The sequence below is a fragment of the Acinetobacter sp. WZC-1 genome, from assembly GCF_052544965.1.
In genome coordinates this window covers 434370-457957 of the sequence record NZ_CP199370.1, presented here as the reverse complement: position 1 = coordinate 457957, position 23588 = coordinate 434370, and the positions used below count along the sequence as shown (strand labels likewise).

Annotated in this window: 19 protein-coding genes and 2 pseudogenes; 9 read left to right on the top strand and 12 right to left on the bottom strand. The window is 45.1% G+C overall.

Annotation, left to right across the window (positions count from 1 at the left end; translation table 11 throughout):
* Positions 1-176 precede the first annotated feature (176 nt).
* Positions 177-584: pseudogene (gene sodC, locus ACT6PV_RS02170) on the top strand (superoxide dismutase [Cu-Zn] SodC); the annotation flags it as partial.
* A 69-nt stretch (positions 585-653) separates the two neighbouring features.
* On the opposite strand, the gene ACT6PV_RS02165 reads toward sodC, so the two are convergent.
* The 3 genes and pseudogenes from ACT6PV_RS02165 to ACT6PV_RS02155 all read right to left on the bottom strand — a co-directional run bounded on the left by ACT6PV_RS02165 (position 654) and on the right by ACT6PV_RS02155 (position 3721).
* The gene (locus tag ACT6PV_RS02165; RefSeq protein ID WP_445114866.1) at positions 654-1529 is read right to left on the bottom strand and encodes a pirin family protein; all 876 of its coding nucleotides are present in this window, start codon (positions 1527-1529) and stop codon (positions 654-656) included.
* Positions 1530-1830: 301 nt separating this feature from the next.
* A pseudogene (locus ACT6PV_RS02160) lies at positions 1831-2212 on the bottom strand (hypothetical protein).
* A 99-nt stretch (positions 2213-2311) separates the two neighbouring features.
* Positions 2312-3721: an FAD-binding oxidoreductase gene (locus ACT6PV_RS02155; protein ID WP_445114865.1), complete on the bottom strand. Its 1410-nt coding sequence runs from the start codon at positions 3719-3721 to the stop codon at positions 2312-2314.
* Positions 3722-4088: 367 nt separating this feature from the next.
* Here ACT6PV_RS02155 and serA point away from each other — a divergent pair, with 367 nt between their 5' ends.
* Both serA and ACT6PV_RS02145 read left to right on the top strand, forming a co-directional pair.
* Positions 4089-5321 (top strand): phosphoglycerate dehydrogenase, encoded by a 1233-nt coding sequence (gene serA, locus ACT6PV_RS02150; RefSeq protein WP_445114864.1) that lies wholly within the window; start codon positions 4089-4091, stop codon positions 5319-5321.
* Positions 5322-5498: 177 nt separating this feature from the next.
* Positions 5499-6368 carry an EamA family transporter gene (locus ACT6PV_RS02145; RefSeq protein ID WP_445114863.1) on the top strand — a complete coding sequence of 290 codons (870 nt, stop codon included), beginning with the start codon at positions 5499-5501 and terminating at the stop codon, positions 6366-6368.
* A gap of 12 nt (positions 6369-6380) precedes the next feature.
* On the opposite strand, the gene ACT6PV_RS02140 is transcribed toward ACT6PV_RS02145, so the two are convergent.
* Together ACT6PV_RS02140 and truB are read right to left on the bottom strand one after the other, a co-directional pair.
* Entirely contained in the window at positions 6381-7148 is a 768-nt protein-coding gene (locus tag ACT6PV_RS02140) for a sulfite exporter TauE/SafE family protein (RefSeq protein WP_445114862.1), read from the bottom strand.
* A gap of 14 nt (positions 7149-7162) precedes the next feature.
* Positions 7163-8080: a tRNA pseudouridine(55) synthase TruB gene (truB, locus tag ACT6PV_RS02135; protein WP_445114861.1), complete on the bottom strand. Its 918-nt coding sequence runs from the start codon at positions 8078-8080 to the stop codon at positions 7163-7165.
* Positions 8081-8224: 144 nt separating this feature from the next.
* Here truB and ACT6PV_RS02130 point away from each other — a divergent pair, with 144 nt between their 5' ends.
* The 6 genes from ACT6PV_RS02130 to ACT6PV_RS02105 all read left to right on the top strand — a co-directional run bounded on the left by ACT6PV_RS02130 (position 8225) and on the right by ACT6PV_RS02105 (position 16192).
* Positions 8225-9277: a lipase secretion chaperone gene (locus tag ACT6PV_RS02130; RefSeq protein ID WP_445114860.1), complete on the top strand. Its 1053-nt coding sequence runs from the start codon at positions 8225-8227 to the stop codon at positions 9275-9277.
* A 352-nt stretch (positions 9278-9629) separates the two neighbouring features.
* Entirely contained in the window at positions 9630-10622 is a 993-nt protein-coding gene (locus tag ACT6PV_RS02125; RefSeq protein ID WP_445114859.1) for an esterase/lipase family protein, read from the top strand.
* Positions 10623-11088: 466 nt separating this feature from the next.
* Entirely contained in the window at positions 11089-12081 is a 993-nt protein-coding gene (locus tag ACT6PV_RS02120) for an esterase/lipase family protein (RefSeq protein ID WP_445114858.1), read from the top strand.
* 311 nt (positions 12082-12392) lie between these two features.
* On the top strand, positions 12393-13385 hold the full coding sequence (locus tag ACT6PV_RS02115; RefSeq protein WP_445114857.1) for an esterase/lipase family protein: 993 nt from the start codon (positions 12393-12395) through the stop codon (positions 13383-13385).
* Between the two features lie 649 nt (positions 13386-14034).
* On the top strand, positions 14035-15027 hold the full coding sequence (locus tag ACT6PV_RS02110; protein WP_445116998.1) for an esterase/lipase family protein: 993 nt from the start codon (positions 14035-14037) through the stop codon (positions 15025-15027).
* Positions 15028-15205: 178 nt separating this feature from the next.
* Entirely contained in the window at positions 15206-16192 is a 987-nt protein-coding gene (locus ACT6PV_RS02105; RefSeq protein ID WP_445114856.1) for a lipase family alpha/beta hydrolase, read from the top strand.
* Between the two features lie 125 nt (positions 16193-16317).
* Here the strand turns inward: ACT6PV_RS02105 and rplS are convergent, their stop codons facing one another.
* From rplS to ACT6PV_RS02070, 7 genes are all read right to left on the bottom strand, one after another.
* Complete coding sequence (rplS, locus tag ACT6PV_RS02100; RefSeq protein ID WP_445114855.1) at positions 16318-16689, bottom strand: 50S ribosomal protein L19; 372 nt, start codon at positions 16687-16689, stop codon at positions 16318-16320.
* Positions 16690-16897: 208 nt separating this feature from the next.
* A complete protein-coding gene (gene trmD, locus ACT6PV_RS02095; protein WP_445116997.1) occupies positions 16898-17650 on the bottom strand; it encodes a tRNA (guanosine(37)-N1)-methyltransferase TrmD in 753 nt (250 codons plus the stop codon).
* A gap of 42 nt (positions 17651-17692) precedes the next feature.
* Positions 17693-18241, bottom strand: a complete 549-nt coding sequence (gene rimM, locus ACT6PV_RS02090; RefSeq protein WP_445114854.1) for a ribosome maturation factor RimM — start codon at positions 18239-18241, stop codon at positions 17693-17695.
* Positions 18242-18271: 30 nt separating this feature from the next.
* Entirely contained in the window at positions 18272-18532 is a 261-nt protein-coding gene (gene rpsP / locus ACT6PV_RS02085; RefSeq protein ID WP_445114853.1) for a 30S ribosomal protein S16, read from the bottom strand.
* A gap of 150 nt (positions 18533-18682) precedes the next feature.
* Positions 18683-19114, bottom strand: coding sequence for a type IV pilin protein (locus ACT6PV_RS02080; RefSeq protein ID WP_445114852.1), 432 nt, complete (start codon positions 19112-19114; stop codon positions 18683-18685).
* A gap of 5 nt (positions 19115-19119) precedes the next feature.
* Positions 19120-19653: a type IV pilin protein gene (locus tag ACT6PV_RS02075; protein ID WP_445114851.1), complete on the bottom strand. Its 534-nt coding sequence runs from the start codon at positions 19651-19653 to the stop codon at positions 19120-19122.
* Positions 19637-23572 (bottom strand): pilus assembly protein PilY, encoded by a 3936-nt coding sequence (locus ACT6PV_RS02070; protein WP_445114850.1) that lies wholly within the window; start codon positions 23570-23572, stop codon positions 19637-19639. The genes ACT6PV_RS02075 and ACT6PV_RS02070 overlap by 17 nt, the downstream gene beginning before the upstream one ends.
* Positions 23573-23588: the final 16 nt, after the last annotated feature.

Here is a 23588-nt window from a genome sequence, read left to right as displayed (position 1 = left end):
TTAAGAGCTACATTTCTTTAAATCCGATATCCAGAGCCTCACAGATGGGAATATTCTGTTGACTGACAATATCCTGACTTTCAGATGCAAATCTTTTGAATATATTTTTGGCATGATAGCAGGCAATCTAAAAGGGTTTACCTATTGTAGCTCAAAAAATATATCTGGCTGTAAAAAAAATTGGCACCATCAACTTACAGGACAGCCCTGAAGGCTTACGCATCCGTCCACAACTGACTGAGCTGCCTTCCGGTTTTCATGGCTTTCATATCCACGAAAAAGGTTCCTGCGCACCGGCTGAAAAAGACGGAAAAATGGGCGCTGCGCTCGCAGCCGGCGGACATTTCAACCCGAATCATGCACAAGGCCACGGCACTCCCAATAACGGACATCTGGGTGACCTGCCGGTACTGAATGTCGCCACTGATGGTACAGCCACGACCACCGTCATTGCCCCAAGGTTAAAATTGTCAGATATCCATGGACTGGCCATGATTGTCCATGCCGGTGGCGATAACTACTCAGACTTTCCCAGACCATTGGGCGGCGGTGGCGATCGTATTGCCTGTGGTGTGATTCCTTAATTCAGCCTGAATGTCATCTGCTGCTGTAAAAGATCAGCAATATTTTTCAGATGTCAGATAGCTTCCAGTTCAGTCTGAAATGGGTGGATTCAGAAATTTACCTGCTTTCAGGTCATCATAAGCCTGTAAAATTTCAGCGTAACTGTTCATCACAAACTGGCCCCGCGCATGAATCGGTTCATTCAGCGGCTGAGCAGACAAAAACAGCAGATCACTGTTTTGCAATGCGGTGATCTCCACATTTTCGCCCTGACTGGACATCATCGCCATGGACTGTTCCTGCACTACTTCCTCTTCCGGAGCAAACTGCAATCGCCCTGAACGCAAATAAATGATCGTGGTATCACCGGCATCTGCCGGTAAAGTGATGCGCTCGCCTGCCGGAAGATGAACGTCAAAAACACGGACCGGTGTATGGGTTGCTGCCGGACCGGTACTGTTCATATATTGCCCGGCAATGACCCGGACATAAGCAGCTGAATGATCCAGACTGATGCGGGGAATGTCTGCACTGCGGATGCTCTGATAACGGGCCGCCTTCATTTTGTCCTTTGCCGGTAAATTCACCCAGAACTGGATCATTTCAAATGCACCGCCGGCTATGGAAAATGCCTCACTGAAGGTCTCGGTATGCAACACCCCGGACGCTGCTGTCATCCACTGCACATCGCCGGGTCCAATCACACCGCCGCCGCCGGATGAATCACGATGTTCCAGTTCGCCTGCAAAAATTACAGTGATGGTTTCAAAACCACGATGCGGATGTTCAGTCACCCCCTTACGCAGCCTGGTCGGCTTTAAGACACCCGGCCCCAGATGGTCAAGCAGCAGAAAAGGCGAAATGGTATTGCCCAGTTCATAATGTGAAAAAACCGACAGGGCCGGATAAAAATCCCCAATAGCAAAACGGGTATCATTGCGATGCGTAAAAGCAAGGGTTTTCATACGCGCATTATTGTCCTTTAATCGTGCCGGCTTTCACCACCATGGTATTGTGTCTCAGGCTGCAATCATCTCTCATCAGATGCTGCTGCCCTGGCTCTGGATCATCAAATGTGAATATCACCCTGAATACTCAGCATATAAACGACTGGAAAACTGCTGATCATGTATAGCATGTTCAGGCGATACGCAGACCGTTTTTACATGAAAAAAAGCGTATCCGATCGAATACGCTTTTTTGTGATTCATATCAATGCAAGCGATACAACATCCAACAGCTCAATGGCAAAATTCACAGGTGAAACTAGGGACATAACTTACTCTGAAAGGCTCCGGTGTTTTTGCCGCGCGAGCATTTATAACTTTTTCGGGTTTCCTGCAGCTTCCACTCATCATGGTCCATACGCTTAAAAATATAATCCGTACGCACCGCAGCGACTGAATCATCCATTAAACGTGACTCAACCACTGCAATCTGGGATGCAGTCGGTGATTCAACCCGGTTAAACACCTGACGGACCGAAATACTGTTCTGATTTTTCAGAATATCCGGCTGTGCTTTCAGGACCTGCTGCATTGGAGTACCAGACGTTCCCAGACCAACTTTTTTTGGTCAGTTTTTCAGTGGTTGCACACCCTGTCATCACTGCAACAGAGATAACGGAAATTGAAAGAAAACGCAGCATCTGCAGACTCCCCTGAATAAAAAAAGCATGGCTTAATGATGCTATGCCTTTTTTATTTACACTATGGAAACTATGTATCGCTCGCTCTGCAAATATGACCTACAGATCAAATAACTTCCCGGGATTCATAATTCCGGCTGGGTCGAACACTTTTTTCAGTGCTTTCATATATTCGATTTCCTCCGCAGAACGCGTGTAATCCAGATACGGTTTTTTGGTCATGCCCACACCGTGTTCAGCAGAAATGGAGCCTTCATATTTTTTTACGATATCAAATACATATTGATTGACCACCTGACATTTCGCAAAAAAATCGTCCTTACTCAGATCAGCCGGCTTTAAAATATTCAAATGCAGATTGCCGTCACCAATATGACCGAACCAGCAGATTTCAAAGTCCGGATAGTTTTCAGCCACAATTGCATCAATTTCCTGAATAAATGCCGGCACATGGGTGATCAGTACTGAAATATCATTTTTATAGGGCGTAAAAGGTGCAATGGATTCTGAAATATCCTCACGCAGACGCCACAGATTCTGCACCTGTTCCAGATGCTGACTCATGACACCGTCCAGTACCCAGCCCTGTTCCATACAGTGCTCAAAGATTTGCATTGCCGCGTCCATAATCGGTGCATAAGGCGCTTCAAATTCCAGCAGCACATAAAATGGACATGCTGTATCAAATGGACGCTGTACGTGACCACGGTCCAATACCTTCTGCATGGCTAGTTCACCAAAGAATTCAAATGCAGTTAAATCAATACGGGACTGAAACGCATGCAACACCGGCATGACCGCCTCAAAATCAGGCACGCCTAGCACCAGCACCTGTAAATCCTGTGGCTGACGCTCCAGTTTAATTTCAGCTTCCGTCACCAGGCCAAGTGTACCTTCACCGCCAATAAATAAATGCTGCAGGGCATAACCAGTGGCATTTTTAATCATGCCTTTATTCAGACGCAGAATATCGCCTTTACCGGTCACCACAGTCAGACCCAGTATCCAGTTACGGGTCATGCCATATTTAATGACTTTAATACCGCCTGCATTGGTGCCAATGTTCCCGCCAATCTGTGACGAACCTGCTGAGGCAAAATCCACCGGGTAGTACATGCCCTGCTCTTCGGCATAATTCTGTAATTGTTCAGTGACCACCCCCGCCTGCACACGGACCATACGATCCGCAGGGAAAAACTCCAGCACCTGGTTCATTTTGTCGAAACTCACCACAACTTCACCATTGGCAGCAACAGCACCTGCTGATAAACCGGTACGGCCACCGGACGGGGTGATTGCAACATTCAGCTGATTTGCAAGCCGCACAATGGCCTGCACCTGCTCTGTCGTGGACGGAAAAACGATGACTGACGGGTTCGGATCAAAATGTTTTGTATGATCCCGCCCCCAGTTTTCGAGGCTGTCAGCATCCGTTTTAATTCGGTTTTCACCGACAATTGCCGTTAACTGAGTCAGTAATTCAGGGGATAATGCAACAGGAACATTCATCGTATACAGGCCTGGGAAAAATAACAGGGGTTAAAGGGGGCACTTCCAGTTTTACTCACCTGTGGATCAATCCTGGCATCTGTCTGAAGACAGCCGAATGACAATACAGATAAAGCACTGAAAACGGAAATATTTAAAAAATACTCACCACTCACTGACGCTGCATTTCAGCGACAACACTGCATAGACTGAAACCCCGGATGATCAGCCCATGATCATGGAGTATACGTCATTGCAGCAACAGCGCCAGACCCGTCAATTATTGCCGATAAAATATCCACTGTCACGATCATAAACGAAATATCTATAGCGTATTGTCTATGCTATCATACTGCGACTTAATTTGGCCTTTGTAGCGGAGCCGTTAATGAGCCAACACCTTTCACTGCCTAAAGACAAAATCCGTTTCCTGTTACTGGAAGGCGTTCATCAGAACGCTGTCGACACCTTAAATGCTGCCGGATACAACAACATTGATTACCGTAAAACTGCGCTTGAGGGTGAAGCGCTGAAAGAAGCGATCAAGGATGCGCACTTTATTGGTATTCGTTCCCGCACCCAGTTAACTGAAGAAATCTTTGCTTCGGCACAAAAACTCATTGCTGTTGGCTGTTTCTGTATCGGCACCAATCAGGTGGACCTGAACACTGCCATGGAGCGCGGGATTCCTGTCTTTAACGCCCCGTATTCCAATACCCGTTCCGTTGCTGAACTGGTACTGGCAGAAACCATTCTGCTGCTTCGTGGTGTTCCTGCAAAATCGGCGTCCACACACCGTGGTGGCTGGAACAAGTCGGCCAATGGTTCATTTGAAACCCGCGGAAAAACCCTGGGAATCGTGGGTTATGGTTCAATCGGCTCCCAGCTTTCCGTACTGGCAGAAAGTCTGGGTATGCATGTCATCTATTATGATGCCGTGACCAAATTACCCATGGGTAATGCCCGTCAGGTGGGTTCCCTGGATGAACTGCTGGCCAATGCTGAAGTGGTTACCCTGCATGTACCTGATGTTCCATCCACCAAAAACTTCTTTGCCAGGGAACAGTTTGCCAAAATGAAAGAAGGTTCCATCTTCTTAAATGCAGCACGGGGAACCTGTGTGGTCATTGAAGACCTGGCCGATGCGATTAAATCCGGTCATATTGCCGGTGCCGCTGTTGACGTATTCCCGAAAGAACCGAAAGCGAACGGTGAAGAATTTATTTCACCCTTACGTGGTCTGGACAACGTGATTTTAACACCACACGTGGGCGGTTCAACCATGGAAGCTCAGGCCAACATCGGCCTTGAGGTTGCAGAGAAATTTGTGGCTTATTCAGACAAAGGCATGACCCTGTCCGCAGTCAACTTCCCTGAAATTGCTCTGCCGTTGACCGAAGGCAAACACCGCTTACTGCACATTCACAAAAACGTGCCGGGCGTACTGTCCAAAATCAACAACCTGTTTGCCGAACATAACATTAACATTTCCGGTCAATCGCTCATGACCAAAGGTGATGTCGGTTACCTGGTCATGGATGTTGATGCCACAGCATCTCAGGATGCACTGGATACACTGCAGAATGTTGAAGGGACCATTCGAGTCCGTATCCTGTTTTAATTTCCTGCGCTCAGGACGTTCTGAGCTATTCTGAGTCCGTCAAAAAAGCCTCAGCCCGTGCTGTGGCTTTTTTGATCAGGCAGATCATCAGAGCCAATCTTTAGAACTGATCCTCAAAATTGCAAATCCGCCCTGAACAACTGAAATCCGTTCAGTAACCCTGACTTTATCTGACCTATGCCAAACGCCCGACTCACTGCTGTTTTTTACATGGTTTTATCCATGGTGGCCTATCAGATCAGCGCGTCATTTGCCAAACAGCTGATTGCAGTACTTGATCCTTTTACCGTGGTCACGCTGCGACTCTGTTTCGCCGCTATTCTGGTGATTGTGATCTTCCGCTCCTGGAGAATCATCAGGCGGCTGCCTTATTTAAGATGGACTGATCTGTTGTTCTACAGTGGTTCCGTCTGTCTGATGAATGTCCTGTTTTACGCATCACTGGGCAAACTGCCTCAGGGCATTGCCGTTGGACTTGAGTTCCTGGGACCACTGACACTTGCCCTGCTGTCCATCCGACAGAAAAGTGATTATCTCTGGGTTGGCCTGGCCATTGCCGGAGTTGTGCTGATGGTGCCGTGGCAGAATACCGGTGATCATCATTTTTCATATTCAGGTGCTGCTTTTGCAATCGGTGCCGGCGCATGCTGGGCAATGTATATTTATTTTGGACAGAAAGTGGTTCGTCAGAATATTGGCCTGCACGCCCTGAGTATTGCCATTACTCTGTCTGCACTGGTGCTGCTGCCCATCAGTGCCGTACAACATCCTGCCGCACTGATGCAGACCCAGTACTGGGGTCTGGCTGCACTGATTGCCCTGTTGGCCACCGTGATTCCCTATGCACTGGACTTACTCGCCTTAAAACATTTAAGTAAACTCAGCTACGGTACGCTGTCCAGCCTGTCGCCGGCACTCGGTGCAGTCAGTGGTATGATCCTGTTACAGGAATATCTCAATATATGGCAGAGCATTGCACTGGCCTGCATTATGCTGGCCTCTATTGGCGTGACATTCAGAGCCGATCGGCAATCCGGCATCACTTAGCAAAAAGCCACATTATGTCACCAGCATCTGATAGCCCAGCCGGCAGATGAGAATGCTGACCAGGATCAGAAACAAAATGCGGATAAAGCCGCTGCCATATTTCAGCGCCATTTTTACCCCAGCCAGTGAACCGGCAATATTGGCCACAGCCATCATCAATCCCAGGCTGAACAGTACATGTCCGGTCGGAATAAAAAAACTCAGTGCCGCAAAGTTGGTCATAAAATTGCCGATTTTCGACAGCGCTGAAGCATGCAGAAAATCCACCTTTAAATAACGGATAAAATAAAAGATAAAGAAACTGCCGGTTCCCGGTCCAAATATGCCGTCATAGAACCCGATGACCAGGCCACCAATAGCAGCCAGCAATAAAGTTTTTGGCGTGATGGCCTGCTGAAAATGCACCTGTCCAAATTGCTTTCTGGCGAAGGTATAAATGGCAATAACGATCAGCATAAACAGCACAAAGGGTCTTAAAACTGCCTGGGGGACCATGGACACACAGGCCGCACCGCCAAATGAACTGATAAATGCAGTCACCCCAATCACAACAAGCAGCTTCCACTCAATTTTTACCTGACGCATATATGAAAATGCTGCGGAAGCCGTGCCACAGATGGATGCCAGCTTATTAGTTCCAAAAACTGTCGCTATTGGATAATGCGGTAATGCCCCCATCAGTGCCGGGGTCTGAATCAGCCCGCCGCCACCCACCGCCGCATCAATCGCCCCTGCACAGAACGCAAAAAAAATCAGACTGGCAACCAGATCAAATTCCATCTTTTTTACTCGGTTCAGAGGTTAAGGACACGTTTGGGGACCAGTCTGTTTTTATCAGTAATTTCAGCCAGTCCCAGGCAGGTTTCTGCATCAAATACCAGCACCTGAGCGGCTGCCGGATGTTCAATATTACTTTCCATGCCCTTTTTAAAATAATCTGCACGCCCTGCCGGAACCTGAACTTTCGTAAAATGGTCAACGGGGGCATAAACCTCAAGCAATAAAGCGTCCCGTTCCGCCTCATCCAGGCTTTCCAGATACTCAATGGTATATTCCGGAATCAGGGCAAAATGACCGGTCTGAATCCGATGCAGCCAGCTCAGGTGGCCACGGGTGCCAAGTGCAATGGCAATATCTTCACCCAATACCCGGATATAGGTGCCCTTGGAACAGGTAATATCCAGTGAAATCGTGGTTTCAGTGAAGCTCAGCAATTCAATGGCATAAATGGTAATGGGCCGGGCTTCCCGCTCCACCTCAATTCCCTTCCGTGCCAGTTCATATAAAGGACGCCCCCCCTTTTTCAGGGCCGAATACATAGGCGGAATCTGCCGGATTCCGCCACAGAATGCTGCCAGTACCTGCTCAATTTTTTCACGGCTCAACGGTGGAACCTGCTGCTGTTGCCAGATATCGCCTTCCACATCTCCAGTCGTGGTGCTGTGCCCCAGCTGAATGGTGGTCTGATAACGCTTGGCCGAATCCAGCAGATAATGCGAAAACTTGGTTGCTTCTCCCAGACAAATGGGTAAAAGCCCGGATGCCAGCGGATCAAGCGCCCCGGTATGCCCGGCTTTTTGCGCCCGGAATAACCAGCGGACTTTCTGCAGAGCAGCATTGGAGCTAATCCCCAGCGGTTTATTCAATAAGAACACACCATTGATGGGGCGACGGGGCAACTTCTGAGGTGTGTTCTGCGTAGTGGGGGACATGGACCTGAACATTCATGAAATAATAAGACACACTTTATCAAATTCATTTGTTCTGTTTTACAAATTTTGGCTTCCATTTGATTTTTTTTATGCTAGATTCAAAAACGTTTGATTAACAAATATTAAAAAAAGGATTTTCATATTATGCTGGGTAAACAAAAAAAATCGACCTGGGCTCTGATCGGCATCTGCTGTATAGCAGTCATTGCACTTATTTTCTGGTTAAAACCTCAGCATCAGACTGCCGACGAAAGTGCGGTAAAATCAACTGAACATGCTGCGGAAACAGGCACTGTCGCTCCGGCACTGACCGGTACTCAGGCAGGCAGTTTTTCCAGTAAAAGCCAACAGGACACTCAGATCAACTGTCAGATTCGTACTGATGACTCAAATCGCCTGATCGTCAATGAGCAGACACGGGACTGTTTTGAATATTTCATTACCCAGTACGGCGAGAAAAATCTTGATCAGATTAAAGCTGACTTTATCAGCTACACCAAAGCCAGCTACAAAGACCCCCTGCTTTCCCAGTTAACAGACCTGTGGTCCCGCTATCTGCAATACCGTGACGGCCTGGGTAAAATGAAACCTGCGAATGGCGGTCACGTCAGCGCTGCTGATCAGAACAATCCTGACTATTATCGTGGGGTGTTTTCCCAGATTAAAACCCTGAGGAAACAGTTCTTTTCAGATTATGAAATTGAAGGTCTGTTTGGCAATGAAGATGTTTATAACGATTACACCATTAACCGTATGAGCATCATCAATGACAAGTCGCTGTCCGCAACAGAAAAAGCTGAAAAACTGAAACAGCTGTTCAACGGCTTACCCGAGAAATGGCAGGAAAGTCTGCAACAACTGTCTAAAATTGACGATTTAAATAAACTGACTGCTGAAATCAAGGCGCGTGGTGGATCACCTGAAGAGATACGGCAAATGCGTACACAACTGGTCGGTCCCGAAGCAACACAGCGCCTGGAAAAACTGGACGTTCAGCGCAGTGACTGGAAACAGCGTGTCGATCAGTATCTGGGTGAACGTGACAACATCATGAAAAGTTCGATGAGCGATTCTGCCAAAGAAGATGCAGTGAATCAATTGCGCAATCAGCAGTTCAGTAATCAGCAGGAACAACTTCGCTTAAAAACATTTGAAGGTGTTCATGACCAGGGTGGCAAACTGCCATATGCCGATTAATTACGTTAAAGTTACATTCATTTATATAATAATGCACAGCTGATTTCAATCATCGGCTGTGTTCAGAGCTATCATATCAACGCCCTTATTTTAGAAAGAAATAGGCAATCCAATTGTCGTCGGATTGACAGATTTTCGCACAAAAAACCAATAAATTGGCTACGATAACTCATGAATGGAGATACAAATGGAATCAATAAGACAATTCATTTAAGCAGTTATTTATACTGAGTACTGAACTGTGCTTATACCGATACCACTGATAAATCAATTAATTGCTTCACGAAGAAAGTAGTAGATTATTCATCCCTTACCGGGTGCCAATCATAAAATTTTTAAAGGAATTTTTAAAATGAAATACAAATTATTATCTGTAGCTTTAGTGGCTGTATCATCATTGACCTCCACCGCACATGCTGAAACGTTATACAAACAGGTCACTGACGACAAAGTTGATTCTGTCGACTATGCAAAAACCAAATATCCCATTGTTTTCGCATATGGGCTGTCGGGCTTCATGCGTATCGGTACCGAGAATTTTGGACTGGATTACTTCTACCAGATTCTGCCTGACCTGGCACGTAATGGTGCAACGGTTTTTGCAACACAGGTCTCCCCCTTTAACTCTTCTGAGATCCGCGGGGAACAGTTACGGAAGCAGGTTGACGAGATTTTGGCAGTAACCGGGGCTGATAAAGTCAACCTGATCGGGCACAGCCACGGCGCACAGTCCATTCGTTACGTTGCCGGTACCATGCCGAAAAATGTTGCATCCGTCACGACTGTTGGAGGGGTTAACCGCGGCTCACCCATGGCGGACACCGCGTTGGAAATCTATAACACACTGGGTAAAGTCGGTCTGAATACAGTCTTCACCACCGTTGCCGATGTTGCTTCACGTGCAATTGTCTGGGCCAGCCAACTGGACCCGAATATCTTCCCGCATGACTCGCTGGCGGCTGCCAAAAGTCTGTCCACTGAAGGCGCACTGGCCTTCAACAAGGACTTTCCAATGGGAATTCCAGATACAGCATGTGGCGATGGCGTTTCAGAAGAAAATGGAATCAAGCTCTATTCCTTTACCGGCCAGTCAGCGACGACCAATTTGCTGGACCCAACGGATTATTCACTCACACTAACTTCTTTGTTTGTAAACGGGGCTGGCAAGAATGACGGCCTGGTCCCGGTCTGCAGTTCGCACTTCGGTAAAACCATCCGAGATGACTACAACTGGAACCACATGGATGAAGTCAACCAGATGATGGGTACGATTGGCTGGTTCACTGCCAATCCGGTCCAGGTTTACCGTGAACATGCCAGTCGTCTGAAAAATGCAGGACTCTGATTACTGACTGGATATAATACTCATCATGAGAGGATGACTTCCAACAAAAGCAGGTCAGGACCCGAAACGCATACTGACGTATAGACCAAGGCCTGCTTTTTCTGCATCTGTCATTTCAACAGTCATGCAACAACATCCTTTCACAAGGTCCCCGTCCACAAAGTGGACGCTGACAATGTATTGATCCCGCCACTTTTCAGCTGGCACCGATCTCTTATAATATAAGAATTAAGGATGATGAGAATCTGATCAACCACTATATCCCCCACAATGGGCCGATAATAGGTGATGACCAGACGATACTGATCCTGATGAAATAAATCAGCTACCGAGGCATGACGAGTTTATTCTTCGCTGACCCGGTGACGTTATATCCTCAGCACGCCAATCGATTAAAACCGGAGGACTTTAATCTCTTTATCTATTGTTTAACTACATCGATGGAAATTTTAAAAGGACTTTTAAAATGCAATACAAACTATTATCTGTAGCTATAATCACTGCATCGTCACTTATTACAACTGCAACAAATGCCGCAGATCTGTTCAAACAGGTCACTGTCAGTAAAGTCGACTCCGAGTATGCAAAAACCAAATATCCGATTGTTTTTGCTCATGGGCTGTCTGGCTTCATTAGTCTCGGAACAGAGAATTTTGGACTGGATTACTGGTATCAGATCCTACCGGATTTAGCCCGTAACGGAGCGACCGTTTATGCAACACAGGTCTCTCCCTTTAACTCTTCTGAGATCCGCGGGGAACAGTTACGCAAACAGGTCGACGAGATTCTGGCAGTAACCGGGGCTGAGAAAGTTAATCTGATCGGGCACAGCCACGGCGCACAATCCGTTCGTTACGTTGCCGGCACCATGCCGAAAAATGTCGCCTCCGCCACGACTGTTGGAGGGGTTAACCGCGGCTCACCTATGGCAGACACCGCACTGGAACTCTATAACACACTGGGTACAGTCGGTCTGAATACAGTCTTAACCACCGTTGCCAATATTGCCTCACGTGCCATTGTCTGGGCCGGCCAATTGGACCCGAATATCTTCCCGCATGACTCGCTGGCGGCTGCCAAAAGTCTGTCCACTGAAGGTGCACTGGCTTTCAACAAGGACTTTCCTGCCGGTATCCCGGATACAAAATGTGGCGATGGCGTTTCAGAAGAAAATGGAATCAAGCTCTATTCCTTTACCGGCCAGTCAGTGATAACCAATTTGCTGGACCCAATAGATTATGTACTCCAGGCAACCTCTTTGTTTGTAAACGTGGCTGGCAAGAATGACGGCCTGGTCCCAGTCTGCAGTACGCACTTCGGTAAAACCATCCGTGATGACTATAAATGGAATCACATGGATGAAGTCAACCAGGTCATGGGCGTGCGTGGTTGGTTCACTGCCGATCCAGTCCAGGTTTATCGTGAACATGCCAATCGTCTGAAGAATGCCGGGCTCTGATTACATTACTGACTGGATATAATACTCATCATGAAAGGATGACCAACAAAAGCAGGTCAGGACCAGAAACGGATACTGACGTATAGACCAGGCCTGCTTTTTCTGCATCTGTCACTTCAACGGCCATGCAACAACATCCTTTCACGAGGCAGCAGTCCGCAAAGCGGGCGCCAACGATGAATTAATCCACATTAAATCAATTGTCTACCATATATTGACGTTATCGTCAGCACGCTAATCGATTAAAACCGGAGAACTTTAATCGCTTTTGTTTAACTACACCGATTAAATTTTTAAAAGGAATTTTTAAAATGAAATACAAATTATTATCTGTAGCTTTAATGGCTGTATCATCGCTGGCCTCCACTGCACATGCTGAAACATTATACAAACAGGTCACTGACGACAAAGTTGATTCTGCCGGATATGCCAAAACCAAATATCCGATTGTTTTTGCCCATGGGCTGTCGGGCTTCACGCGTATGGGTACAGAGAATTTTGGACTGGATTACTGGTATCAGATTCTGCCTGACCTGGCACGTAATGGTGCAACGGTTTTTGCAACACAGGTCTCTCCCTTTAACTCTTCTGAGATCCGCGGGGAACAGTTACGCAAACAGGTTGACGAGATTCTGGCAGTAACCGGGGCTGAGAAAGTCAATCTGATCGGGCACAGCCACGGCGCACAATCCGTTCGTTACGTTGCCGGCACCATGCCGAAAAATGTCGCCTCCGCCACGACTGTTGGAGGGGTTAACCGCGGCTCACCTATGGCGGACACCGCACTGGAACTCTATAACACACTGGGTAAAGTCGGTCTGAATACAGTCTTAACCACCGTTGCCAATGTTGCTTCACGTGCCATTGTCTGGGCCAATGGCCTGGACCCGGATACTTTCCCGCATGACTCGCTGGCGGCTGCAAAAAGTCTGTCCACTGAAGGTGCACTGGCTTTCAACAAGGACTTTCCTGCCGGTATCCCGGATACAAAATGTGGCGATGGCGTTTCAGAAGAAAATGGAATCAAGTTCTATTCCCTTACCGGCCAGTCAGTGATGACCAATTTGCTGGACCCAATAGATTATGTATTCCAGGCAACCTCCCTTTTTGTTAACAGTGCCGGTAAAAATGATGGCCTGGTCCCGGTCTGCAGTACGCGCTTCGGTAAAACCATCCGCGATGACTACAAATGGAATCACCTGGATGAAGTCAACCAGATGATGGGTATACGTGGCTGGTTCACTGCCGATCCAGTCCAGATTTACCGTGAGCATGCCAATCGTCTGAAAAATGTGGGGCTCTGATTACTGACTGGATATAATACTCATCACGAGAGGATGACCAACAACAGCAGGTCAGGACCAGCAACGGATACTGACGTATAGAGACCAGGCCTGCTTTTTCTGCATCTGTCATTGCAACGGCCATGCAACAGAACAGCATCCTTTCACAAAGTATCAGTCCATAAAGTGGGGGCTGACAATGTAAAGACCAGATGCCCCATGATATTTAATCATGAAATATCTGGTTTTTGCTGATCTGTAGCCGTGTGGACTATTGCCGGAATTTTACCAGTTCCGACACATAATAAGGAAGAAAAAGAACAGCCAGTATGGGAGGGCTACCGTCAGTTACGGACTGACACAGCACAACAGGAAAATCGCTGAGTGTTATTGATCCTGCCACTTTCCAGCTGGCACCGATCTCTTATAAAAATTAAGGATGATGATGGTCTGATCAACCACTGTATACCCATAATGGGCCGGTAATAGGTGATGACCAGACGACACCGATCCTGATGAATCAATCCGCTACCGGGGCATGACGAGTTTATTCTTCACTGATCCGGTGACGTTATATCGTCAGCACGCCAATCGATTAAAACCGGAGGACTTTAATCGCTTTATCTATTGTTTAACTACATCGGTGGAAATTTTAAAAGGACTTTTAAAAATGCAATACAAATTATTATCTGTAGCTTTAATCACTGCATCATCACTTATTACGACTGCAACAAATGCCGCAGATCTGTTCAAACAGGTCACTGCCAGTAAAGTCGACTCCGGGTATGCAAAAACCAAATATCCCATCGTGTTTGCCCATGGGATGACCGGCTTCATTAGTCTCGGAACAGAGAATTTTGGACTGGATTACTGGTATCAGATCCTACCGGATTTAGCCCGTAACGGAGCGACCGTTTATGCAACCCAGGTCTCCCCCTTTAACTCTTCTGAGGTACGCGGGGAACAACTGCTGAAGCAGGTCCAGGACATTCTAGCAGTAACCGGCGCTGACAAAGTCAACCTGATCGGGCACAGCCACGGGGGACAGTCCATCCGTTATGTCGGTGGGACCATACCGGGCAAGATTGCCTCCATGACCTCAGTTGCAGGGCCCAACCGTGGTTCACCCATGGCAGATTTTGTGGTAAAAGCCAATGACATGCTGAATGGTACAGGACTGAATGTTGTCGTAGCTACCATTGTCAATGCTTTTTCAGGCGCAATCACCTGGGCCAGTGGCCTGGACCCGAATACCTTCCCGCATGATTCACTGGCCGGTGCCAAAAGTCTGTCCACTGAAGGCGCATTGGCTTTCAATAAGAACTTTCCAATGGGAATTCCAAACACAGCATGTGGAGATGGACCGGCAGAAGAAAATGGAATCAAGCTCTATTCATTTATAGGCCGCTCACCTTTTACCAATATGTTTGACCCAATGGACTATGCAATGGAAGCAACCTCCTTTTTTGTGAACAGTGCCGGTAAAAATGATGGCCTGGTTCCGGTCTGCAGTTCACGCCTTGGTAAAACCATCCGTGATGACTACGGCTGGAATCACCTGGATGAAGTCAACCAGATGATGGGCATACGTGGCTGGTTCACTGCCGACCCAGTCCAGGTTTACCGTGAGCATGCCAACCGCCTGAAAAACGAGGGACTGTAGTTTTTTAGCACTGATGTACAAAAAATGCGCCTTACGGCGCATTTTTTTATAAAAAGTGATTTATTTTATTTTTGCCTGAATATTGTTTGCTTTTTGTTCACATTTTACTTTTGTTCAAAAAATATGCGATAGAGTTCACGTTTTAATTTAGAAAAAATTAACAATAGGAGCTCTATATATGAAAATAAAACGACATATCCGACATATTTTTACACTTACAGGCCTGTTGTCATGTATAACCACGGCGCAGACAGCCTCTGCTTCCGAGTTATTAATAAAAGCCCAAGCAAATACTGTAAAATCAGACTATGCACAAACCCGGTATCCCATGGTTATGGTCCACGGACTGATCGGCTTTTCACGATTGGGTGGCAACCCTTTTGGTGTGGATTACTGGTATCAGATTCTACCTGATTTAACCAGTAACGGAGCGACCGTTTATGCAACTCAGGTTTCTCCGGTCAATTCAACACAGGTCCGCGGTGAACAGCTGCTCAAACAGGTGGAAACTGTCCTTGCTGTGACAGGCGCAGAAAAAGCCAATCTGATTGGCCACAGTCAGGGCGGGCCCACCATTCAGTATATCGGGGCAGTCATCCCCGATCAGGTTGCATCACTGACCGCCATTGCCGGCGCATTCAGGGGAGCTGAGTTTGCAGATACCACACTGGAAAACAGCATATTGAATCCTGTATCGCTGGTGGCTTACACAGTTGTCGGCAGAGCAATTACCTTATTGAGTGGCAATCCCCACCTGCCCAATAATTACCAGGATGCATTTAACTCCATCTCTGCTGAAGGTGCAGCAGCATTTAACAGGGCATACCCGTCCGAAGCAATTGCTGCTGACTGCAACAGTACCGGAAAACATATCACTGACGATGGAATCCATCATTATTCCTGGACAGGGAATCGCCTGTTTACCAATCCCCTGGATGTTGCAGATACCCTACTGATTGCCTACTTTTCATCTCTGATGAAAACCCAGAGTGATGGCCTGGTATCCATTTGCAGTTCCAACTATGGTCGGGTCATCAGAAATGACTATAAACTGAATCATTTTGATGAAATCAACCAGTTCCTGGGACTGCGTGGTCTATTCTCACCGGACCCGGTGGCACTGTATCGTCAGCATGCCAACCGTCTGAAAGAACAGGGCTTATAAATTACTCATCATCATTTTAAAAACATAAAAAATGCGCCATCTGGCGCATTTTTTACTTCAAAACCTTATTCCATCACTTTGCTTTATCAGCCCGCTAAAATGCTGCTTTTAAAACAAAACTGAAATTAGCCCTGTTTACGTGCAGGCAGTTTTTCACGAATACGTGCAGCCTTACCTGACAATTCACGCAGGTAATACAGTTTAGCACGGCGAACATCACCACGACGTTTCACTTCGATTTTTGCAACAATCGGTGAATGTGTCTGGAATACACGCTCAACACCAATACCGCTGGAAATCTTACGAACAGTAAACGCAGAGTTCAGACCGCGGTTTTTCTTCGCGATAACAACACCTTCAAAAGCCTGAAGACGCTCACGCTCACCTTCTTTTACTTTTACCTGAACGACAACAGTATCACCTGGTGCAAACGCAGGAATATCTGACTTTAACTGCTCATTTTCAATTGCTTGAATTAAAGGATGTTTACCACTCATTGTGGGAATCTCCAATAGGTGCGGAACAGAAAAACTCTGTACAACCGCTGGGGATAGAGGCTAAAACGCATATCGACCCGTTTATCTTTCCCTTTATTGCTGAGTTTTGTGATCAGTCAATAAAAAGCCTGTTTATGGATACTTAAAATTTATGTTTTAAGTCCTGACTCGAAGCACCGCTTCTCGTCCTGGGCTCGGACAACAATCATCAATGGTTGTTGCTTCCTCGCTCATCTTTCAGCCATTTCTTCTGCTGCTTTGTCAACTCCACTTTATCCACCAACTCAGGCCGGCGTTCAAGTGTACGCTGATAACGCTGCAAAAACCGCCATTTTTCAATATTGGCATGATGTCCCGATTTTAATATTTCCGGAACATTCAGGCCTTCAAAATGGTCTGGCCTGGTATATTGTGGGCAATCCAGAAGACCATCCACAAATGAATCCTGCACTACTGACTGTTCATCTGACATCACTTCCGGAAGCTTCCGGATGATACTGTCCATTAAAACCATCGCAGGGAGTTCACCACCCGACAAAACGTAATCACCAATGGACCATTCCTGGTCAACATAACGCTGGATCAGACGCTCATCAACACCTTCATAACGCCCACACAGTACAATAAGTCCATCATATTCAACAAACTGCTGTACTGCAGACTCATTCAGTGTATTTCCCTGAGGTGACATATACACCACAGGCACATGAACACATCCTGCCTGCATTGCAAGCTTTCTGGCATGGTTGATTGCCTGAGACAAAGGCTCTGCCATCATCACCATACCCGGGCCACCACCAAATGGACGTTCATCCACTCTTTTGTAGTTACCCTCGGCAAAATCGCGTGGATTAATACAGCTGAACTGTAAAATGTCACGTTTTACCGCACGCCCGCTAATTCCGTAAGCTGTAATCGCTTCGAACATTTCAGGAAAAAGTGTAATGACTGCAAAAAACACCACAGACTCCCCTATTTTCCTGCTGCGTTCATCCTGAAAGGATTAATAATCCACGCCCCAGTTGACGTAGATACGACCAGCTTCGAGATCAACCCGCTGCACCACATCCTTATGCCATGGAATCATTCGCTCTTCGCCATCGACGCTGTCCGGTGTCGCGTGAACCACCATAACGTCATTGGCCCCTGTTTCAAACAGTTCATGGATTTGACCGAGATTGACTTCCTGCTCTTCATCACTCAGACCCAACACAGTTAAGCCCTTTAAATCTGACCAGTAATACTCATCCACGCCCGGTTGAGGCAGTTGCGATTTTGAAATCCAGATACCGGCGCCGACCAGGCCATCTGCCGCAGTGCGATCACTCACACTTTTCAGCGAAACAACCAAACCCTTGCCATGTGGTTTCCAGCGTTTTACATCTGCTGTTTGCCATCCTGCCCCGGTTTCAATGTACCACGGTAGGTAGTCAAAGATGTTGCTCATGGGTTCTGTATTGGAATAGACCCAGAGCCACCCATTTAATCCATATGCTGAACGCAACTGTCCAATCTGAATACGATCTTCGGGTACATTCTGTGCTGGTGTCATGGGTTACCTGCTTACCAATTAAATCAATAATTAAGCAGTAGCTGCTGCAGCTTTTTTGGCCTGAGCCGCTAAAGAAGCAACACGTTCAGACGGTTGAGCGCCCTGAGCAACCCAATGTGCAAAACGGTCAGCATCCAGACGAAGCTTTTCCGCCTGACCCTGAGCTGTCGGGTTAAAAAAACCAATACGTTCGATGAAACGACCGTCACGCGCATTGCGGCTATCAGTAACAACAACCTGATAGAACGGACGTTTTTTAGCACCACCGCGTGCCAGACGAATTACGACCATGATAGATAGAACCTTATAGTTTTTACGGATTATCCCTGTATCGACCATCGACACATTTCAAACCCCTTTCATAGAGGGCAGTATTTTACGGTATCTTTACAACGAAAGAAAGATCAAAATTTATTTATCCACAATTTTGAATTTGTATTTTTAACGACCATCCCAATTTGAGGTAGCAGATGGGGTACATGAAGTACCTTTAGTCCAGCATTTTTGGTCTCGATTATTTATAACTACTGCACCATTTCCATCTTGTTTAGAACCTGAAACAGGAGAAGCTGTTAAAGACCATGTTAAATTATCAGAAGAAATCACCAATGTGATTTTATAATTTGGATTTGCTCCAGTACTCGGATAGTTTTCTTCTAATGTACCATTTTCAAGTTGTGCGTCCTTATAAGTACCTTTTGCCATTTTATAATTTGACAATTTTTGATTAATGCCCAGCATTTCACTTTGCACGTCTGTTCGATTTGTCTTAATTATATAATCCTGGTACGAAGGATAAGCAATTGTGGCGAGAATACCTATAATAACAATTACAATTAACACTTCAATTAATGTAAATCCTTTTTGTTTCATATGCATCACCATGATTCGACTGTGCCACCAGTACAATTAGTATATGTTACGCTATCAATTGTTTTACAACGGAGCCCTTCACTTGTCATCAATAAGTTATAGTTTTTGATATCCGTACTCTCCGCTTTAATAGCCCAACCAAAACCAGATGCATTTGAAGCTGTAAGCGATAAATCTGGATTTGATAAATCTTTGATTGTAATTTTATATTTGATTTTATCTCCTGCTGAACCAATTGGTGTCATTATTTCATCCGAAGAATTCAAGCCATATACATTTTTTAAATCAAAATTCTGATATGTAAAATTCTTAGATTTAAAACGCTCTAATTGCTCTGCAATTTTCTGCATCTCCTGTTGAGCTTGTGCCGCTGCCGCTCTTCTAACATAATCCTGATAATTTGGATAAATAATTGCTGCTAAAATTGCAATCACAACTACAACAACCATCATCTCTATCAATGTAAAGCCATCATCCCTCCTGTGATAAGTTTTGCTTATCACAGGCTCATATTGATTAGTTTTATTTAGCTTCAACATATTTTTCATACCATCGAATTGGATTCAGGATTTTATTACACTCCCATCTTCCTTTCCCTTGTTGTAAGCCCAGCAAAGTCAAAGCACCACAATTATTACCTGTATTCGTATTGTTCCCACCATTATTCGTATCATCTGGACCAAAAGTAATACCTTGAATACCAGATCCTAATATATTGAGATTTCTACCATCCTTTATCTGGAATCCTGTGCTTTTCTCAATCTCCCAATCTACATTACCTTTTGAATCCAGACATGCTCCAAAAGGTAAGCAGAATTGTTGAGTGTTACTTTCACCAATGATACGTGGCTGACAAGGATTCTGTTTGTTATCAACACCAGTTCCTTCTGGATCATATACAGGAATAATTAATCGCCCTGTCATAGCTACTGGCTCTTCTTCAAAGGCTTTTAGCCCTCCGGGGGTTCGATTTGCAATTGGATTCCCATTATAATCACCAGATAGTGAACGATACCAACCTTGCAAACCAGTTTTTGCATATGGAAAGAACTTCAGAGCAACTATACCTGATATTTTTTGAGGATTTTCCTGTAAATACTCTAAAGTGATATCAGTCGTTTTCAACTCAATATCCTTATAGGCCTTTGTTGTAGTATCCAGTTCTCCTGTAAAAAGACCTTTCTCTGCAACATCCCGATCTATCAATCCATATACTTTATTGGTTGGGCGATCTGTTAACTCTTTTAAAGGTAACATTAATTCACGACCTCTAACCGGGGAAACATCCAATGGCGTACTACGATCTCCAGAAGCAATACCAACAACAACAAATGTAGAGGCTCCCTGATCGTGCACAGTCAAAGTGGGGGGTTGATAAAAACGAGGTTGATCCCCATTACGGATGATCGTTCCATCCGCTTTTGTAGCTAAATTCGCTAAACGTACAACTCTTTTTCCAAAAGCTGCTGTTGATGTGTCTTTTGCATTATTTAGGTCAGCGCGAAATACCTGCCCCCCCAAATCTCCAAAATACAAATGATCAACAAGTCCATCCCCATCTCGATCAAGTGTACTAATCCGACTTACAACACTATGAGTCATATTTGCATTATTAGTATTAGCACCTGTATTACTCGCCCACCAAATTCTCTCACCAGTTTTAGCGTTGATAATATAGACTGCATTTCCTTCAGCAACCGTTTTATTACAACCCCCTCCATATTCAGCAGGATTTGCAGTACCAAATTTAAAACGTGGATTTTCATAGCACTGATCATAGCCACCACCAACAATCATGACCCGGGTAATTTTATTATCATAACGAATATTCGCTAATATTGGTTTAGACCATGTCTGTCCCATACTTGCATAATCACCTTGCCCCCCAATGACCTGAAACAGTAGTTTTGGCGATTTAGGGTTAAGTACGTCCAAACCATAATAACTTTTCCCTCCCATACGCATGCCACCATAGACATTCATTTTGTTAGCTTTCACAGAGGTTTCTGTATCACTCTCGCTTACCACAGTATAGGCAGAGTCAGATATCCAGGGGCCGTTAATACCCTGTGCTACTCCATTTCTGTCCGACTCACCTTTCCTAAGTGCTTTTGACAGCCTTCCATCGTTCAAAATTTCTGTCGGAACAAATGCCATTTGTTCTTCGCCTGTAGATGTATCCACAATACGTAATGCACCTTCCATACTGCCATAAAGTACTGATTGATCCCGCGTAGGCTTCAAATTCCCATCAGCATCAAGTGTTCCCTTATAAGTCATTTGTACAGGGAAAGAGTGAATACTCGCGCCCATTGAAGTAAATGCTTCTTTAGGAGCATTTAAACGATCTGGAAGCTTTGTTGCACTGAGACTTAAGTCATAACCTAAATAATTCAATAATTTTAACTGGATATTCAGAGGTAAATTTTTCAATCTGCTGTCTGTTTTAAATTTATCTAACAGCTGATCTCCAGTCGTTGCAGATTGGGTAATTAATAATAAATCTGAATTTTTATCTGTAGTCGTAATTGCCCCACCCGATGCTACAGCTTTAATATCTGAAAATAATGATCTAAATCCATTGGGACTTGTGATCGTTGGTAACTTAAGTTTGGAATATACCCCTCCAACTGTAATTCCCTCACCATCAGTAAGAGATGTTTTATTCCAAAGATCTTTAGAAACAGGATTAAGCTTACCATCAGTCTGGAAAACAAAGTTATTACCAGACTTTAGTGCACCCCCCAGAATGTCATACTTTTTTAAATTTCCAGTCCACGTAATATTCTGCGTACCTGGTTTCGGCTCCAATGCTCTTAAATAACCATATGGCTGAAATGTTTGTGGACTTAATGCATCAACCGGAACAGAAATTGCTCCCGTTGACAATGGGTTAATTGGATTTCTCCCCAAGTTATCAATAAATTGAATAACACTATTGGTAATTTCATCTGAGTCTTTAGCAATAAAAAAACCACCGTTACCGTAACCTGGGTTAGGGGTTTTATAGCTCGGTGCTGTTGGAGAACACTGATCATCTGAAGTCCGATCATCCTGTGTACGGGAACTGAGTCTGCAAGCATTTTCTACATACCCATTCTCTATATTATTCATTTCATTACCAAAACCTACAAAAGCAGTTTGGATAGACACACCTGTTGGGTTTTTTGTTTTATCAAATAATTTTTGAGCAAGTGCCCCCATACAACGCCAACCACCGGGATTGTTTCCATCATAGCCCTCAGCAAGTCCACTACCACAACTGAAATCACTACCGTATGCCCCCAGCGAGACTGACATCAAATCCCCAGCCCTGGTCTCACTTGTAGAGTTCGCAGCACCATCCGAAAGAATGTAAACACCTTGCCCATCACAGCTTTGTCGATCTGCAACATCAGGTAAAGGTGATGCATATGTGGTCTTATCGCCGATTTTAGTGGTATCAGCAGATTTACTAAATCCGCTATCGTTATTTGAAAACAATATGGTGCCTGTTTTTTTATAACATGTGCCACTATTACCATTTATAATACACGATTGGGGTGTTAAACCACTTGCATTAATGGAACTGACGCCACTCCAGGAAGTACAATTTGTTCCTACATTATTCCATTGATTACATTGATAATTATAAGTTGTTGGCCACCTCCCCCCAGTTGAATATGAAAAGAAAACTGGTGCATTATTTAAACTGACAGATTGTAAAGTGTTAGTTCCCATTAAATACGCAGCTGCTTCGGCGTAAGCATGTGCCGTTGGAGTACCATTGTAAGCTGTTAAATCTTTAAGTGCATTTTTCAGTGCTGTTCTTTGATCAGAATCTACTTCTTCTAATTCTTTTGCCGGGACTAAAATTTGACCACTTCGACCATCCCCACCAGCAGAATAATTCCCTAAACCAACACGAACTTGTCGTAATGAAGCATCCTCACTATTTAAAAATGCAAACATTCCATCTTTTAATCGAGTCAATCGGTCTAAACATTGATATCCTGTTATAGTTCCACTCGAATTTTTAATTTGCTCACACCCAGAAACCTCGTCTTTAACTGTAGCTGTTGCCGAACCGGAAGATACATAACAAAAGTTACGCTCATAACTTGGTACTGTTCCTGAACTGATCCGATATGCTTTATTATTAGAAAGACCTGATAGCCTTGTGGTTAAGGTCGCTAAAGCCGTTTGGGTATAACTGATTCCACAGTTTAAACCATAGTCATCCTTATAACTGAATCCACTGCCACTCGCTGGCCCCATACTGCCCGATGTATCCAACATCATCACCAAGGTCTTTTTTCCTGCCGTAGGTGCAGCATAGATCTGTAAATCATTTGCCTGAGTGACCGAAGAAACGATCAGGAATGTACCAATAAATGCTGTAAATCCAACCCCGCCTGAATTTAACTTTTTTTGTTTACCGACAAAACTCAATGAGGCGGCAAGCTTTTTAGATTTCATTTTACATTCCCCTGAA